Source organism: Cupriavidus nantongensis (genome assembly GCF_001598055.1).
GTDB lineage: Bacteria > Pseudomonadota > Gammaproteobacteria > Burkholderiales > Burkholderiaceae > Cupriavidus > Cupriavidus nantongensis.
The window spans coordinates 235,512-252,725 of sequence record NZ_CP014844.1 but is presented as its reverse complement, the minus strand read 5'-3'; the positions used below and the strand labels follow the sequence as shown (position 1 = coordinate 252,725).

The window sequence follows — 17,214 nt, the reverse complement described above, 5'->3', positions numbered from 1 at the left end:
CGGCAGCGCTAGCCGCGCATCGCCTCGCGCCAGCGCGCCAGGAACGCGCGCTTGCGCATCGCGTCCTGCGCCGCCAGCAGGCCCGGGCCGACGCTGATCGGCTTGAGCGCGTAGCCGAGCCGCTCCGACAGCGCCGCGGCGGTGTGCACGCTGTCGGTATCGGTGCGGATGGTATAGAGCTGCGAGGTCGACTTGGCCAGCAGCGCCTGGCCCTCGCGCGACAGCAGGTAGTCCAGCCACAGCCGCGCCGCATTGGGCCGCGGCGCGCGCCGCGCGATAAAAGCCACGCGCGACATCACCAGCGTGTAGTCGCTGGGGGCGATCACGTCGATCGCCGCGCCGCGCTGCATCAGCGACAGGGCGTAGGAGCCCAGCAGGTTGTAGCCCATCACCAGCTCGCCGCTGGCGATGCGCTCGATCATCTCGGCGGTCGACGCCGACAGCTGCACCCCGGCCCGCCCGAGCGCCTGCGCCAGGTACCAGAACTCGCTGCCCATGCGCGCGTCCTGCTGCGCCAGCAGGTAGCCCACCCCCGAGCGCTCCACGTCGTAAGTCACCACCTTGCCATGCCAGCGCGGCGCGTGCTCCTGCAGCAGCCGCGCCAGCCCGCTGCGGCTGCGCGGCGGGCGCATGCCGGCCAGGTGATGGCGGTTGTAGACGATCACCGCGGGTTCGAAGGTGGTGCCCCAGGCTTCGTCGCGCCACACCGCCCAGCCCGGCAGGCCGGCGCGCTCGGGCGAGGCGTAGCGCTGCGCATGGCCGTCGTTGACCAGCTTGATCTGCAGGTCCATCGCGGTGCTCCACAGCACATCGGCAAAGATCGCCCTCGGCTCCGGCGGCTGGCCGGACAGCGCCGCGGTCTCGGCCAGGAAGCGCTGGTTGAGCTCGACCGTGTTGAGATCCTGGTAGTGCACGCGGATGCCGGGGTAGCGCGCCTCGAACGCGGCAATCAGCGGCCGCGCCACCTCCAGGTCGGTCGACGCGTACACCGCGACCATGCCTTCGCGCAGCGCGCCGGCAATGATGGCGTCGTACCCCGACGGGTATCCCCGCGGCGCAGCCGGCGGCCTGGACTGGGCATGCAGCGGCCATGCCGCCGGAAGCGCGGCGCCACCCAGCAGCGCGGTGCCCAGCAGGCGGCGGCGCTGCCCCGAAACGGGCGCAGCGCTATCGGTCAGGCACGGCTGTGAAGGTTGGGACGGCTGGGACGGACGCGGCGACACGGTGCTCGGGACGGAGGGACTGCCGATGCCGCCGGTGACGCGGCAAGCGCGCCGGGAGCGGCGGGGCGAGGGTATTATAGGCGCCCGCGGCGGGCGCGCTCCATTGGTGCTGCCCCCGGTTTTGCGGGCGCTTTCCAGGCCTTGTCCCCGCGTGTGCGCGCCGCAACCTAACATAGAACCAACCGGCACAGGAGGAGACCGGCATGCGCATCCTGCTGGTGGAGGATGAAGTCGAACTGGCACGCTGGGTCGCCCGCGCGCTGGAGCAGGGCGGCTTTGTGATCGAGCACGTCGCCGACGGCCTGCAGGCCGAGGCGCGCCTGCAGGCCGAGGAATACGACGCCGTGCTGCTCGACCTGCGGCTGCCCGGCAAGGACGGGCTGGCCGTGCTCAAGTCGATGCGCGGGCGCGACGACCGCACCCCGGTGCTGATCCTGACCGCGCAGGACACCCTGGACGAGCGCGTGCGCGGGCTGAACCTGGGCGCCGACGACTACCTGCCCAAGCCCTTCGCCATCGCCGAGCTGGAAGCGCGGCTGCTGGCACTGATCCGCCGCAGCCGCGGGCGCGCGCATCCGCGCCTGCAGTGCGGCACGCTGGTGTTCGACGGCGAGACCCGCAGCTTCACGCTGGGCGGCGCGCCGCTGGCGCTGACGCCGCGCGAATCGACCCTGCTGGGCGCGCTGCTGGCACGCAGCGGCCAGCCGCTGACCAAGGCGCAGCTGCTCGACAAGGTGTTCTCGCTCGACGCCGACGTCTCGCCCGATGCGATCGAGGTGCTGGTCTACCGGCTGCGCAAGAAGCTGGCCGGGCACGGGGTCACCATCGTCACGCTGCGCGGCTTCGGCTACCTGCTGGAGCCGGAGGCGAAGGGCTGAGATGCGGCACCCGGTGCTGCTGTGGCGCCGCGGCAGCCTGCGCCGGCAACTGCTGTTGCTGTTGCTGCCGGCGCTGGCGGCGATGATGGCGCTCGACACCTGGCTTACCTACGGCACGCTGCGCGACGCCGCCAACACCGCCTACGACCGCTCGCTCTACGGCTCGATCCGCGCCATCGACAATGCCATCGGCATGGCCGGCGACAACGTCCAGCTGACGCTGCCCGACGCCGCCATGGAGATCTTCGAGACCGCGGCGCAGACCCATGTGTTCTACCGCGTCTCGACCGAGCGCGCCGGCCAGGTCGAGACCGTGACCGGCTACAGCGACCTGCCGCTGCCGCGCGGCCCGCTGGTCAACAACCAGCCGCGCTTCTACGACGCCGAATACCTGGGCGAGGCCGTGCGCATCGCCGCGATGGCCCGCCCGGTGTACCGGCCCGACGCGCGCATGCGCGTGATCATCCAGGTGGCCGAGACCGCCGAGCCGCGCAGCGCGCTGATCGGCTCGGTGTGGCGCAGCGCGCTGGCGCGCGACCTGCTGCTGATCCTGCTGAGCGCGGCGATCCTGGTGGGCGGCGTCACCTACGTGCTGCGTCCGCTGGCGCGCGTGCGCGACGATGTCGAGGCGCGCTCGCCCGAAGACCTGACCCCGCTCGCGTTCGAGCGCGTGCCCGCCGAGGTGCGGCCGCTGGTCGATGCGGTCAACCTGCACGTGTCGCGCTCGGCCGCGATGGCGCAGTCGCAGGCGCAGTTCATCGCCGATGCCGCGCACCAGCTGCGGACCCCGCTGGCCATCCTCAAGACCCAGGCCGAGTACGCCCAGCGCCAGCTGAATGCCGCCGACCCCGCCCCCGACCCCGAAGCCGCGCGCGCCGCCGCCGGCGAAGCGGTGGGCGGCATCGTCACGCAGCTGGAACAGGCCGCGCGGCTGACCAACCAGCTGCTGGCGCTGGCGCGGGTACGCCAGCATCGCGCCGACGCCGCCGCGCAACCGGGCGAGGCCGGCGAAGGCATCGACATCATCGATGCCGTCACCGTGGCCGAGCAGGTCGCGCTGGACTACCTGCCGCTGGCGCGCGGCAAGCAGCAGGACTTCGGCTGGGAGCCGGTGCCGGGACTGGCACTGCCGGTGCGCGCCGACCCCGCGCTGCTGCGCGAGGCGCTGGCCAACCTGGTCCACAACGCGATCCAGTACTCGCCGCGCGGCAGCCGCATCACGCTGTCGGCGACGCGTGTGGGCGATCACGCCTGCCTGGTGGTCGAGGACGATGGGCCCGGCATCCCGGCTGAAGAACGCGAGAAGGTCTTTGCGCGGTTCTACCGGCGGGTGGGGAATGCGCAGCCCGGCTCGGGGCTGGGGCTGGCGATTTCGCGCGAGATGGCGGCGCGGTTCGGGGGGACGGTGGAGTTGGGGGAGGGGGCGCAGGGCACCGGGGTGCGGGCGGTGTTGAGGTTGCCGGTTGGCGGGTAACTCGGCCAGGAACGCATCGCGACCGAGTGTGGTCTCCCTCTCCCGCAAGCGGGCGAGGGGAGAAAACCGGGCGCGTGGCGAAACGCGCTACCCGAACAACTCTTCCGCCACCGTAGGATGCACCTGCACCGTCGTCTGCAAATGCGATTCGCGCACTCCCAGCCTTAATGCCACCGCCAGCGCCTGCACGATCTCCGGCGCGGCGTTGTCCATCAGATGCACGCCCAGCACGCGCCCGCTGCGCGCGTTGAGCACCAGCTTGAATACCGACTGGTGCGGCGTCCCGGCAAAGCGATGCTCGAGCGAGACAAAGCGCTTGACCACGGTACGGATGCGCTCGGGCTTTCCGGCAGCCTCGATGGCCTGCGCTTCGGTCAGGCCTACCGCACCGATGGCCGGCTCGCAGAACACCGCGGTCGGCACGAAATTGAAATCCGCGCGTTCGCCGCGCCGCCCGAACAGCCGGTCGGCCAGCCAGCGCCCCTGCGCGGTGGCCACCGGCGTCAGGTGCAGGCCGTCGATGGCATCGCCCAGCGCATAGACGCTGCGCACGCTGCTGCGGAACTGGCGATCGACGCGGATGCCGCCGCGCTCGCCGAAGGCCACGCCCAGCGCTTCCAGCCCCAGGCCCTGCACATTGGAAACGCGCCCGATCGCCGCCAGCGCGGCCTGCGCCCGTACGGCTTCGGTCTGGCCCGCGCGGCTCGGGTCGTTGGTGGGCTGGTAGCAGACCTCGACCGCGCCGTTGGCCTGGCTCAGCAGGTGCACGCGCGCATTCAGGTGCAGCCGCACGCCGCGCGCGGTCAGCGCGTCGGCCAGCGCCGTGCCGATGTCGTGGTCGAAATGCGGCAGCAGCCGGTCGCCGGCGACGACCAGGTCGACCTTGACGCCGTAGCGCGACAGGATCGAGGCCTGCTCCACGCCGATATAGCCGCCGCCGATCACGGCGACGGACGCAGGCAGGCTCTGCCAGGTGAAGACGTCGTCGGAGCTCGCGGCCAGCTCGCCGCCGGGAACGTCGAGCGTGCGCGGGCGCGCGCCGGTGGCGATCAGGATGCGGCGCGCGTGGATGGTCTCGTCGCCGACGCGGACCTCCTCCGGCCCGGTGACGCGCGCCTCGCCGCGCAGCACTTCCACGCCCGAGTCGGTCAGGCGCTGGGTGTAGCCCACGTTCAGGCGCGCGACCTCGGCGTTGACGCGCACGATGGCATCGCGCCAGTCCTCGTGCCCGCCGGTATGCGACAGGCAGCCCGACAGGATCGCCGACCACGAGGCGCCGTACGACAGCATCTTCTTGGGCACGCAGCCGCGGTTGACGCAGGTGCCGCCAATGGCGTCGCGCTCGACCAGGATCACGCGCGCGCCGTGCGCCGCGGCGCGCCGCGCGCAGGCCACGCCGGCGGAGCCGCCGCCGATCACCACCAGGTCGGCCTCGCGCACCTTGTCGTTGCGCCGCGCGCGGCTGCTGCGCGCGCGCGGCACCTTCTGCACCGGTGGCGCCGCGCTGACCTCGCGGGCGCGCCGCGGCGCGCTGGTGGACTGCACGATGGAAAGCGGTGTCTGGCGTTTGGTCATCCAAGCCTCCTGTCGCGGCACGCGGGCCGCATCGACAATCATCAGGCCAGCGCCGGCAACACGGAAACTAGGCAGCGGGCCGCAGTTCGGTATTCAGGATCGACGGCCATTCGCGCAGGAAAGTTTCCCCGTCGCGGCGGCCCAGTTCATAGGCGTGCGTCATGGCATCGGGCCGGGTGTAGTCCCAGCTCGAGATCGGCACGCGCTGCGAAGGCTGCAGGTACAGGCGGCGCTGGCCGCCTTGCTCCAGCACGAAACGGCGCGGGCGCGGGTACAGCCGCGTGACCAGCACCAGCACATTGCCGGGCGCGGCATCGAGCGCGTCGACCGGCACGTTGTCGACCAGCCCGCCGTCCAGCACCGGGCGCCCGTCGCGGCGCAGCACGGGCGTGAACGGCGGCGTCGACGCCGACTGCAGCAGCAGGTCGGCCAGCTGCTCGGGCGAGGCGCAGTCCTGCGCGCGCACGAATTCGGGCCGGAAGCCGAGCTTGCGCCCCAGCCGCGGGTGCAGCGTCTTGAGCACGTGCTTGTCGATGTTGTAGGCCAGCAGCCCGGCGGCCACCGCCAGGCGCGGACCGCTCCAGCGCGGGATATGCGCCACGCCGATGCGGATCTCGGGCGCCTGCTGCAGGTGCGCGAGGCGGCCGTCGGCAAAGATGCTCAGCAGCGCGGTGCGGTAGATGCCGTAATGCGGGAACACGCGCTCGTTGCGCAGCAGGTTGCCCCAGTAGGCATTGCGGCGGTTGTCGGCCAGCACCGCGCGGTAGTAGTCCATGGTCTGGTGCGAGTCGTGCGCATAGACCATGCAGGCGGTGGCCGCGCCGGCCGAGATCGCGGCGATCACGCGCGGGCGCAGCTGCAGCTCGGGCGCGACCGTGTCCCACCAGCCCGCCTGCCACCAGCAGCGGTTGCCGCCGCCGGCAAAGACGACCTGGTCGAAGGGATTGGCGTCGCCGCTGGCCATGGGAGATCCGGAGTGCGTCAGAGCAGCGCGTAGGTGGTGGTGGCCTGCACCGCCAGCTTGCCGTCGATGCCGGTCAGCTCGATCTCGCCGAACACCACGGTCTTGCCCAGCCGCAGCACATTGGCGCGCACCAGCACGTCGCCGTCGATCACCGGGCGCATGAAGTTGGTGGTCAGCGACACCGTGGTCATCGGCCGGAACCCGCCCAGCGCGCTGGCCACGGCGACGATCATGGCGGTATCCGCGGCGGACATCAGCACCTGGCCGCAGACCACGCCGCCTGCATGGCGGAACGATTCGCTGAACGGCAGGCGCAGCGTCACGCCCCGGGCGTCGACGGCTTCGGCGCGCAGGCCGAGCTGGCGTACCCACGGCGCCAGCACGCGCTCGAGCGTGGCGTCGATGTCGGCAAGGGTCAGGGCTTCGGGCATGGTGCTCCTTGTTCTGGCTGGCCGCACCATGGCGGTCGAATGGCGGACCTGCGGGCGGACCGCTATTCCGTCTCCTCGGGCGCGACGCGATGTTTGAGCCAATGATACAGGGGCCCGGTGGCCAGCACCACGAACGCCATCCGGATCACGTGGAAGGCCGTCACCAGCGGCACCCCGACCTCCAGCACCTTGGCGGTGATGCACATCTCGGCGATGCCGCCCGGGGTGGTGCCCAGGATCACCGTGGCCGGGTGCGCGCCCGACAGCGCCGACAGCCCCCAGCCGAACAGCGCCGACACCACCAGCGCCAGCACGGTGTACAGCGCTACGCCCGACAGGAAGCGCGGCGCGGTATGCAGGAACTCGCGCGAGAAGCGCACCCCCAGCGACACCCCGATCAGCAGCTGGCCGGCCCGGCTCATCCAGGTGGGGATGGCCGACAGCTCGATGCCGCAGGCGGTCAGCACCGCCGCCGCCAGCAGCGTGCCGATCACGAACGGGTTGGGCATATTGAGCCGCTTGACCAGCAATGCCACGCCCAGCGTGATCGCCACCAGCGCCACCAGCCCCGGCGCGCTGACCACGCGCGGACCCGGGATATACGGGTCAAGCCCGTGGATGCCGCCGTACTGGAAGATCGCCGGCACCGTCACCACCACCATCAGCACGCGCAGCGAATGCGCCGCCGCCACCTGGTCGATGCGCGCGCCGTTGCGCTCGGCCAGGTTGGCCATCTCCGAGGCGCCGCCGATGGCGGTGGAAAAGAACGCGGTCTTGAAGGCGACGCCGGTGGTCCGCCGCAGCAGCAGCGCGCCGCCAGCGCCCAGCGCCAGCGCGAACAGCGAGGCGGCGACGATGTACGGCAGGTACTCCACCAGCCGCGCCACCACGTCCGGCGTGAAATACAGCCCGAGCGAGGCGCCGATGACCCACTGGCCGGCATTGCGCGCCTGCGCCGGCGCGCGCAGGTCGGCGCCGGCCATGCGCGCGGCGGCGACCGCCAGCAGCGGCCCGATCATCCACGGCAGCGGCGTATGCAGGAGAGTGCAGAGCAGGGCGGCGGCCAGCCCGAGCGCCAGCGTGGGCAGCGCGGACAGCCAGCGGTTGGCGGCAAGCGGCATCGGTCAGCGGCCTGGCGCGGGGCGCCGGCGCTTGTTGTTTTGCAAGGTTGGGGCGGAGCAAAGCAAGAGGCCCGCACGCCATGGCGCCGGGCCTCCGAGAGACTACCGCATGCTAACGCGGATCACGCGGCGTTGTCAGCCTGCGCATGCGCGGTACCGCGTCCGGCGTGCCAGCGCAGCAGGCGCGGAATCACCACCACCGCCACCGTCAGCGCCAGGATCGAGGCCGAGATCGGCTGGCGCAGGAACAGGCTCCAGTCGCCCTGGCCGATCGACAGCGCGTTGCGCAGCTGCTTCTCCGCCATCGGCCCGAGGATCATGCCGACGATCACCGGCGCGGTGGGGAAGTCGAAGCGGCGCATCACCATGCCGAGCAGGCCGATCACGAACAGCAGCAGCAGGTCGAACCACGACTGGCGGATGCCGTACGCGCCCAGGCCGGCGAAGATCAGGATGCCGCCGTACAGCAGCGGCGTCGGCACGCGCAGCATGCGCACCCACAGGCCGATCGCCGGCAGGTTCAGCACCAGCAGCATCACGTTGCCGATATACAGCGACGCCAGCAGGCCCCACACCAGGTCGCCCGAGGTCTGGAACAGCATCGGGCCCGGCTGCAGGTTGTAGTTCTGGAACGCGGCCAGCAGGATCGCGGTGGTGTTGGAGGTGGGGATGCCCAGCGTCAGCAGCGGCGCCAGGGTCGCGGTCACGGCCGAGTTGTTGGCGGCCTCGGGGCCGGCCACCCCTTCGATCGCGCCGACCTTGCCGAACTCTTCCTTGTGGTCCGACAGCTTCTTCTCGGTTGCGTACGACAGGAAGGTCGGGATCTCGGCGCCGCCCGCCGGGATCAGGCCGAACGGGAAGCCGATGAAAGTGCCGCGGATCCATGCCGGCAGCGAGCGCTTCCAGTCCGACCGGTTCATATGGGTCGAGCTGAGCTTGTTGTAGGTGCTGGGCGGCTGCGGGAAGAACGCGTTGAACAGCGCCTCGCCCACCGCGAACAGGCCCACGGCGACCACCACGATGTCGATGCCGTCGTACAGCTCCTGCACGTTCATCGAATAGCGCGTCTGGCCCGACAGCGAATCCATGCCGATCAGGCCGATGCCCAGTCCCAGGAACAGCGCGGTCATGCCGCGCAGCAGCGACGAGCCCAGCACCGCCGACACCGTGGTGAAGGCCAGCAGCATGATCATGAAGTACTCGCCCGGGCCGAACTGCAGCGCCACGTCGGCGGCCACCGGCGCGAACAGCGACAGCATCACGGTGGCGATGGTGCCGGCCACGAACGAGCCGATCGCCGCGGTCGCCAGCGCCGGGCCGGCGCGCCCGTTCTTGGCCATCAGGTTGCCCTCCATGGCGGTGACCATGGTGGAGGACTCGCCCGGCGTGTTCATCAGGATCGAGGTGGTCGAGCCGCCGTACATCGCGCCGTAGTAGATGCCGGCAAACATGATCAGCGCCGCGGTGGGCTCGACCTTGGCGGTCAGCGGCAGCAGCATCGCCACCGTCAGCGCCGGGCCGATGCCCGGCAGCACGCCGATGGCGGTGCCAAGGAAGCAGCCGACCAGGGCCCACATCAGGTTGATCGGCGTGATCGCGACGGCAAAGCCGTGCATCAGCTGGTTCAGGGTATCCATGCGAAGACTCCTTGCGGGACGGGCGGGCTCAGAAGCCGGCGATGGGCAGCAGCGGCAGGTTGATGCCGAGCAGGAACTCGAACAGCGCCCACATCGGCACCGTGATGCACAGCCCGATGATGGCGTCGCGCACGAGGCGGCGGCTGCCGTAGCCGCGCGCCACGCAGACCATCAGCAGCGTCGACGACAGCACGAAGCCGAGCGTGCCGATCAGCGCCATGTTCAGCACCAGGCCCGCGGCGACCCAGACGAAACCGCCGAAGTTGTGCGGCGCGTTGGGCAGCTCGGCGTCCTCTTCCGGCATGTTGCGGAAACCGCCGCGCACGCCCTGCCAGGTCAGCAGCGCGCCGCACACCGCCAGGCCGATCGCCACCAGCGTGGGCACGAAGCGCGGCGACAGGCCCGCATAGCCCTCGTCGCCGGTGATGCCGGACAGCCCGAGGAAGAAGAACAGCGAGATCGCCAGCACGGCGATGCCGATAGCGAGGTGCGAGGGTTTCATGGAGACTCCTTGGCCATGGTCGCCGGCCACGGAGGCAGGCATGCGCGACGCTGGCTGATGCTGCCCGCGCGGCGGCGGGGCCCGGCGACAGATGTTGTTGTCTTCGGTATCGCAGGTGGACACCGGGCCCCGCGCCGTGTTTCCGGCCGCCGGGATCACCGGCGGCGTCGGCAGGCACGACAGGTAAAGCGAGAAGTTGCGAGAAGGTGCGTTAAGGCGGTACGCAGGGCACTGCAGCCCTGCGTGCGGGCAGTGTGTTACTTGGCCACGCCCAGTTCACGCAGCGTCGCGCCCAAGCGGGTCGATTCGCTGTCGACGAACTTGCCGAACTCGTCGCCGGTCAGCAGGAACGGGGTCCAGTCGTTCTTTTGCAGCGTGTCCTTCCAGGCCTTGCTCTCGGTGGCCTTGACCACCGCGTCGATCATGGCCTTGCGCTGCTCCGGGGTCGTGCCTGGCGCGCCGTACACGCCGCGCCAGTTGTAGATCTCGACATTGACGCCTTGCTCCTTCAGCGTCGGGATATCGGCGACGCGGTCCTTGGACGTGACCGCCAGCGCGCGCATCTTGCCGCTCTTGATAAAGGGCAGGAACTCCGACACGCCGGCGATGCCGACCGTCACGTGCCCGCCCATGATCGAGGCCGAGGCTTCGCCGCCGCCCTGGAACGGCACGTAGTTGACCTTCTTCGGGTCAACGCCGCTTTCCTTGGCGACCAGGCCGGCCAGGATATGGTCGATCGAGCCCTTGGAGCCGCCGCCCCAGCTGACGCTGCCCGGGTTGGCCTTCAGCTGCGTGGTCAGGTCCTTGATCGACTTGATCGGCGAGCTGGCCGGCACGGTGATGACCATGGTGTCGGCGAACAGGCGCGCGATCGGGGTGGCGTTCTTCAGCGTGACCGGCGGCTTGTTGGTCTCGATCGCGCCGACCATCACCGCGCCCACCACCATCAGCGCATTGGGGTTGCCCTTGTCGGTGTTGACGAACTGGGTCAGCGCGATGGTGCCGCCGGCGCCGCCCTTGTTGTCGTACGAAGCGGCCTTGGCCTGGCCCGCCGCGATCATCGCCGCGCCCAGCGAGCGGCCGGTCTGGTCGAAGCCGCCGCCGGGGTTGGCGCCGATCATGACCTTGACGTTGTCCATCGCGAACGCGGGCGCGGCCACGGCAGCGGCGGCGAGGGTGGCGGATGCCATCACGGCATGGGCAAAGCGGAAATAGGTACGGCGCATGGCGGTCTCCTTGGTAATACCGGTGATCGCTTGCCGTCGATGGCTGCCGCGATCCGACCCGGGGGTTCCGGCGCGCCTGGCCTTGCGGGACGGGATGCGGACCGGGTGCGCGCAGCAGCGTGGCACCGGGCTTGTCTCCTGTCCGGCGCGGCGAGGCTGGCCGGGACTGTTCTTGGACTTGTGGTGAACGTCAGGCCGGAACTTCCGGCCTTGGGGCGGATTCTAGGCGGGGGAAACTGTCAAAAGGCTGTCAAATCCGGGGAGATGGGGTTGGGGTTTACGTGGATGTTGGCAGGTGGGTATGTGGAGGGCGCGACTTCGTTGAGGCTCCGGCCTTGACAATTCCCCTCAGCCCGCAGGCTTCGCCTGCAGACAAGGATCCTTGCGCTCGACCTTCGGCACCACCACTGCCATATCGAACTCACCCTTGTCCGGCGCGCTTTCCACATAGCCGATGCTGAGCGCCTGCCCGGCTTCACCGCCCAGCCAGCGCGGCACCCCCACATCGCGCCGCACATGCCCGTTGCCCGCGATCAGCACCGCGCCACGCCCGGCATAAGGCCGCAACGCCTGCGCCATCACCGCGTCGCGCGCGGCCTGTGCCGCCAGCATGCCGGGCAGCATCGCCTTGGGGAAATTGCCGCAGTGCCCGCGGTCGAGCACCGCGGTCTGCGCCGCCACCAGGTCCGGCGGCAACGCGCCGGTCAGTCCCAGTTGCTGCCGCTCGGCCGCGGAAAACAGCCCGTCCAGCCCGCCGCGCACGATCTTGCCCGCGTCGGCGCGCGACAGGTTGGCGGCGACCAGCGGTAGATCGTATTGCAGCGCCAGCGCCACCACCGGCCGGTACAGCGGCCACTGCCACGCGCCGCCGCCGGCCTGCGCGATCAGGTAGTCGGCATCGCGCGGGCGCTCGCGCCGGGCCCGGTCGATATCGGACTGGCGCTCGCGGTCGAACTGCTCCATGGCGATGGCCGGACGCCAGCCTTGTTCGACTGCACGCGCCAGCGCGGCCAGCCGCTGCTGCTGGCCGGCGGCGTTGTCGTGCACCTCGCCCAGCAGCACGTAGGGCTTGCCGGCAAAGGCGGCGCTGACCGTCGATGGAGCCGGCCCCGACGTCGCACAGCCAGCGCCCAGTACAGCAACGGCCGTGGCCAGCGTGGCGGCCGCGCACATGCGGAAACCCAAGCGGAATGAGATCACGCGCTTTCCTTTATCTCGTTTCATTCGCCGGCACCGACGCCTGCGGCGCGGGCTGCTCCGGCACGTACACCATCGATCCGTCCTGCATCCGGTACGCCACGCCGGCCTTGATGCCGTCGCCGCTGCCGACCTGGCCGCTGGCCTGGTAGCGCACCACCTTCTCGCCCTGGCGCGACACGATCTCCATGTTGGGCTTGCCAGGATTCCTGATGATGGTCACGTCATCATGGGTGAACGGGTTGGCCGGGTTCTGCGCGATCGCCACCAGCAGCGCGGCGATCACCACCAGGAACACGTCGATCAGGTTCACCACCGACAGGATCGGGTCGTCGGCCTCGCTCTCTTCCAGGAACTTCATTCGTCCACCTCCCACTGCGGCCGCGACTGCGCCAGCCACACCAGTTCCTCGGCCAGCCAGCGCCGGCGCACGTTGACCACCCAGAAGGTGATGCTGGCCGCGATCAGCGCCAGGATCACCGCGGAGAATGCGATGGTGAGATTCTCGCCCACATTGGCCAGGTTGCCACCGGACAGCCCCTTCAGCGCCGGCCCCATCGGGATCATGGTCGCCACCAGCCCCAGCATCGGCGCCACCCGCGTGGCGATGCGCGGGCGCTCCAGCAGGCGGTGCGCGGCGACGTCGAGCGCGTCGGCATCGGCCACCCTGTGCTTGCGCGCCCAGGCCACCAGCACGTAGCCGCGCCCGCTGCCGATAGGATGACGCGCGCGCAGCCAGGCCTGCATGGCGAATTCGCCGAGCGCCCAGAAGGCGTAGAGGAACAGCAGCGCGATCAGCGCCAGCGTCGGGATCAGGAACAGCTGGCCGACGTCGTACATCAGGGTTTCGAGCAGGGTGGGTGTCATGGGGTCTCAGTCGTCTGGGAATACACAAATCAAACTACTCGTCGTCCCCGCGAAGGCGGGGACCCAGTGACTTTTCAAGACGCTGGATTCCCGCCTTCGCGGGAATGACAAAACGAAACTCAGCGGTGCGGCAGCCATGCCTCTGATTTGCCGGCAGCAAAGCGCCGCCGCGCGCTGAGCGCGCCGCCGGCGATCGCGGCCGCCAGCGCGATGCCGCCGGCCAGCCACGACAGCACCGGCACGATCTCGGCCGCGGGCGACTTGCGCTCCACCAGCTCCATGCCTTGCACGGGCTGCGGCTGGTTCGGCGCGGGTGCGCGGGCGGGCGCTGGCACAGGGGCCGGCGCGGCAGCCTTCGGCGGCGCCGGCGCCGGACGCGGCGCCGCGGCGCGCGGCTGCAAGCCATAGCCCGGCGCGGCGGCCCGCGCCTGCTGCTCGCGATACTGGTTGAACGCGCGGTTGTGGCTGACGATGTCGTGCCGCTGCGCCAGGTCCTGATAGCGCTGTGCCAGCGTCTGCAGCAGCTTGCTGTCGGCCTTCCAGTAACCCTTGCGCGCGGCTTCGAGCATGCGTTCGATCACCTGCGCCTGGGCCTGCGGCGCGTTCTGTTCGAACCACTCGTTGAGGCCGAGCTTGTGCTTGTCGTTGACATAGACCTCGGCAAACTCGGTCCACTGGTCGTCGCGCACGATCTCGGGCGAGACCGCGGTCCAGCCCCAGAAGTTGTTGACGGTGTCGAGCACGTTCAGCGCGCCGCTGTAGCCCTCGGCCTTCATGCCCTCGATCCAGCCGGGATGGAAGTAGCGCGTGCGCAGCTCGCTGGCAAGGAAGCCGGCGGCGGTCTCGGTGCGTGCCTGGCTGGCATCGCGCAGGTTGGAGATCAGCAGCTCCGGCGCCTTGCCGGTCAGGTGGCGCACCGCCAGCCCGATGCCGCCGAGGTACTGGAACGGATCGTCGGTGGTCAGCAGGCCGTACAGGTTGGAGCTGCGCGCCAGCAGTGCGCCGTCGACGCCCTTGAGGTTCTCGGCATACAGGTTGACCTGCGGCAGCGCCTCGCCCCAGTGCTGCTCGTCCGGGCCGTAGGCGTACTGCATGCGCGCCAGATACAGCCGGGCCAGCCTGGCATCGGCCTGGCGGCCGCTGCCGAAGGTGTCGGTCGCCAGCGCCGCGTCGTTAAGGCCGGTGCCGTAGTCGCCCGATTCGCTGGCAAAGATGCGCGTCACCGCGAGCGCGTCGAGCCGCTCGGCGGGGACGTTGAGCTGGCTTAGCCGTTCACGGACGGCGCGGGTATTCGCGGCGACGACATTGCCGGCTTCCGGTTGCGCGGCGGCGAGCTTCACCGCCTCGGCCAGCCACTTCATCAGGTTGGGGAAATGGTCGCGATACAGACCGGTGGCCGACAGCACCACGTCGACGCGCGGACGGCCCAGCTCCTCCGCAGAAATCGGCTCGACCCCGACCACGCGGCCGCCGTCGTCCCACTTCGGCCGCACGCCCAGCGCCGCCATCGCCTGCGCTTCGAGCATGCCCTGGTGGCGCATGGTCTCGACGCTCCACAGCGAGAACGCCAGCTTGTCGGGATAGCGGCCATGGCGCTTGCGCCAGTCGGCGATCATCGCCTCGGCGGCGGCCTGGCCTGCCTTCCACGCTTCGCGGCTGGGCACCTTGGACGGATCGAAGCCGTACAGGTTGCGGCCGGTCGGCAAGGTGTCGGGGTTGCGCACCGGGTCGCCGCCGGTGCCGGATTGAAGGTGGCGGCCGGCCAGCGCGGTCAGCAGCCCCGCGTTCTCGGGCGTTGCGTCGAGGCTGGCATAAAGCTGCCGCGCGCGCTGCATGTCCTCGCGCTGGCGCGCATCGGCCAGTTCCTCCAGCGACGCGCCCTCGGCCACGTAGCGCCGCACCATCGCATAGGGCGGCGTCTGCGCCAGCTGTGCGTAGTCGACCGCGAACAGCTCTTCCGGCTCGTCGGGGAACACGCGCCGCAGCCAGTCCTTGCCGAGCATCGCCATGGTCGTGTAGAGCCGCAGCCCCGGGTCCTGCGACTGGCCGAAGGTGTGCAGGCCATAGGGCTGCAGTGCGCCGCCGAGTTCGTGCAGGTGGATATGCAGCGCATCGAGGTAGCCGCCGAAATCCGCGCGCGCCCGTGCCGCGCTCCAGCCCATGTCCTCGAACAGATGCATCGACGCGCTGCGCGCCAGGATCTGCTGGCGGATGGCGTCCTTCACCGCGCCTTGGTCCTGTTGCAGGTAAGCGTGCAGCTGGTCGTGCAGCGCGACCAGGTCGGTATGCAGCCCGGCCGGGCGGAACGGCGGCGTCTGGTGGCTGACGATCACGGCACGGCCGCGGCGCTTGGCCTGGATCGCTTCGCCGACGTCGTCGACGATATACGGATAGATCACCGGCACGTTGCCGAGCACCAGGTAGGGCTGGTCGGTGACCGACAGGCCGCGCTCCTTGCCCGGCGTCCATTCCTGCGTGCCGTGGGTACCGTAGTGGACCAGCGCCTCGCGGTCCTGGCGCGCCCACAGGTAGGCGGCCATGTAGAAGTGGTTCAGCGGCGTGGAGGTGGAGTGGTACAGCGCCTTCTCGTCCGATTCATTGCGCTCGCCGCGCGGCGGCACCGGCATCAGCGCGACGTTGCCGAGCTGCAGCCGCGGGATCACGAAGCCGGGCTCGCCGCCGCGCGTGGTCGCCATCGCCGATTGCTCCGGACTGCCCCAGCGCTGCGCCACGGCGGCGCGGAACGGCGCGGGCTGCACGTCGTACCAGCGGCGGTATTGCGACATCGGCATCCAAACTGCGAGGCCGGCGTCGAGCAAGGGTTCGAGCTTGCCGCTGCGATAGAAGGGTGCCAGCAGCGCGCCCAGGTCGCGCTGCAGCCGCGCTTGGTCGGCGGCCTCGGTGGTGTAGCCCGCCGCGCGCAGCGCCGCCAGCGTGCTGGCCAGGCTCTTCGGCAGGTTCAGGAACGACGCCGACAGGTTCTTCTCGCCGGCGGGATAGTTGTAGTACAGGATCGCCACGCGCTTGTCGGCGTTGGGCAGGTGGCGCAGCCGCGCCAGTGCCAGCGCCTTGTCGGCCACCGCATCGAGCTGCGCCGGCAGGCCGACGATGGCGCCGTCGCCCTTGGCCGTGGCGGCAGCCAGCATGGGATCGATCACGCCGGCCAGTTCGGGCTGCACCAGATAGAACGGTGTATCGGTCAGGCTGATGCCGTGCGGATCGTCCTGCCACGCCTGCGCGTCGCCCTTGCGGTAAGGCATGACCTGCAGCACCGGCACGTCGAGCTGCTCGAACTCGGCCTTGCGCCCGTGCGGGTTCAGCATGATCTGGCCGTTGACCAGCACGTCGACCAGGCGCTTGCCGCCGGGCATCGCCATGCGCGTGATGCCGTCCGCGTCCATCACCGGGCCGTAGAAGGTCAGCACGCGCGCATGGCGCGCTTCGAGGCGGCCGATCAGGTCATCGATAAAGGCGCTGTCGAGGCCCGACACATAGGCCTGGTGGATGGCGATGCCGATCACCGGGCCGCTGCTGCCGGAGACGGCCAGCGCTTCCTGCGGCGAGGTGGTGATCACGCCGGCGAGCCTGGGGTGGTAGTAGGCAGCCTTCGGGAACACCACGGGCGCGGGGATGCCGTCGTCGCTGCGCAGGTGGAACTGGCGGGCCGCGATCGTGCGCATCATCGCGCCGAAGTTGCCGCGGCCGCCGTTGACGTAGTACGCCTGCAGTTGGGCGGCGAGCTTGTCGTCGACACCGTGCGCCTCATGGCGGTCGGTGGCGATCAGCACGCGCGGCACGCGCGCCTCGCTCCACAGCGGGCCGAGGCGCTGCAGCATCGCGGTCACGATATGGTCGCGCGGCGCATCGACGATCAGCAGGTCGGCGTTGTGGATAAACGGGGCGACCTGCTGCGCCGGCATGCGCTCCAGGTACTGCGCCTCCAGCGTCATGCCCTGGGCCTGCGCCAGTTCGCGCAGCGGGCCGAACTTGCCCGCCGGCACCGGCGAGCTGGTCAGGATGGCGATGCGCGGCGCGGCAGCCTGCGCCGCGCCCGTCCACAGCAGCAGGCACAGCAGCGCCCAGAGCAAGCGCGAAGTTATGGTTTGTGGGGACATGCGG

At 70.4% G+C, this 17,214-nt stretch carries 14 protein-coding genes; 2 read left to right on the top strand and 12 right to left on the bottom strand.

What is annotated here, in order from left to right:
• Positions 1–8: 8 nt before the first annotated feature.
• A complete protein-coding gene (locus tag A2G96_RS01090) occupies positions 9–1,223 on the bottom strand; it encodes an ABC transporter substrate-binding protein (RefSeq protein WP_417926420.1) in 1,215 nt (404 codons plus the stop codon).
• A gap of 203 nt (positions 1,224–1,426) precedes the next feature.
• Here A2G96_RS01090 and A2G96_RS01085 point away from each other — a divergent pair, with 203 nt between their 5' ends.
• Together A2G96_RS01085 and A2G96_RS01080 are read left to right on the top strand one after the other, a co-directional pair.
• Positions 1,427–2,101, top strand: a complete 675-nt coding sequence (locus tag A2G96_RS01085) for a response regulator (RefSeq protein ID WP_012354366.1) — start codon at positions 1,427–1,429, stop codon at positions 2,099–2,101.
• Position 2,102: 1 nt separating this feature from the next.
• The gene (locus A2G96_RS01080) at positions 2,103–3,575 is read left to right on the top strand and encodes a sensor histidine kinase (protein WP_062795987.1); all 1,473 of its coding nucleotides are present in this window, start codon (positions 2,103–2,105) and stop codon (positions 3,573–3,575) included.
• An 87-nt stretch (positions 3,576–3,662) separates the two neighbouring features.
• On the opposite strand, the gene A2G96_RS01075 is transcribed toward A2G96_RS01080, so the two are convergent.
• The 11 genes from A2G96_RS01075 to cobN all read right to left on the bottom strand — a co-directional run bounded on the left by A2G96_RS01075 (position 3,663) and on the right by cobN (position 17,210).
• A complete protein-coding gene (locus tag A2G96_RS01075) occupies positions 3,663–5,150 on the bottom strand; it encodes a dihydrolipoyl dehydrogenase family protein (RefSeq protein ID WP_062795985.1) in 1,488 nt (495 codons plus the stop codon).
• 67 nt (positions 5,151–5,217) lie between these two features.
• On the bottom strand, positions 5,218–6,114 hold the full coding sequence (locus tag A2G96_RS01070) for a patatin-like phospholipase family protein (protein ID WP_062795983.1): 897 nt from the start codon (positions 6,112–6,114) through the stop codon (positions 5,218–5,220).
• Positions 6,115–6,131: 17 nt separating this feature from the next.
• Positions 6,132–6,545: a PaaI family thioesterase gene (locus A2G96_RS01065; RefSeq protein ID WP_062795981.1), complete on the bottom strand. Its 414-nt coding sequence runs from the start codon at positions 6,543–6,545 to the stop codon at positions 6,132–6,134.
• A 62-nt stretch (positions 6,546–6,607) separates the two neighbouring features.
• Entirely contained in the window at positions 6,608–7,666 is a 1,059-nt protein-coding gene (locus tag A2G96_RS01060; RefSeq protein ID WP_062795979.1) for an AbrB family transcriptional regulator, read from the bottom strand.
• Between the two features lie 122 nt (positions 7,667–7,788).
• Positions 7,789–9,303, bottom strand: coding sequence for a tripartite tricarboxylate transporter permease (locus A2G96_RS01055; RefSeq protein ID WP_062795977.1), 1,515 nt, complete (start codon positions 9,301–9,303; stop codon positions 7,789–7,791).
• Between the two features lie 28 nt (positions 9,304–9,331).
• A complete protein-coding gene (locus tag A2G96_RS01050) occupies positions 9,332–9,805 on the bottom strand; it encodes a tripartite tricarboxylate transporter TctB family protein (protein ID WP_062795975.1) in 474 nt (157 codons plus the stop codon).
• A 257-nt stretch (positions 9,806–10,062) separates the two neighbouring features.
• Entirely contained in the window at positions 10,063–11,031 is a 969-nt protein-coding gene (locus A2G96_RS01045) for a tripartite tricarboxylate transporter substrate binding protein (protein ID WP_062795973.1), read from the bottom strand.
• Between the two features lie 348 nt (positions 11,032–11,379).
• Positions 11,380–12,204, bottom strand: coding sequence for a ChaN family lipoprotein (locus tag A2G96_RS01040; RefSeq protein ID WP_062795971.1), 825 nt, complete (start codon positions 12,202–12,204; stop codon positions 11,380–11,382).
• A gap of 37 nt (positions 12,205–12,241) precedes the next feature.
• Positions 12,242–12,589 (bottom strand): DUF2149 domain-containing protein, encoded by a 348-nt coding sequence (locus A2G96_RS01035; protein WP_062795969.1) that lies wholly within the window; start codon positions 12,587–12,589, stop codon positions 12,242–12,244.
• On the bottom strand, positions 12,586–13,095 hold the full coding sequence (locus tag A2G96_RS01030) for a MotA/TolQ/ExbB proton channel family protein (RefSeq protein WP_062795967.1): 510 nt from the start codon (positions 13,093–13,095) through the stop codon (positions 12,586–12,588). The genes A2G96_RS01035 and A2G96_RS01030 overlap by 4 nt, the downstream gene beginning before the upstream one ends.
• Positions 13,096–13,214: 119 nt before the next feature.
• Complete coding sequence (gene cobN, locus A2G96_RS01025) at positions 13,215–17,210, bottom strand: cobaltochelatase subunit CobN (protein ID WP_082818810.1); 3,996 nt, start codon at positions 17,208–17,210, stop codon at positions 13,215–13,217.
• Between the last annotated feature and the right edge of the window lie 4 nt (positions 17,211–17,214).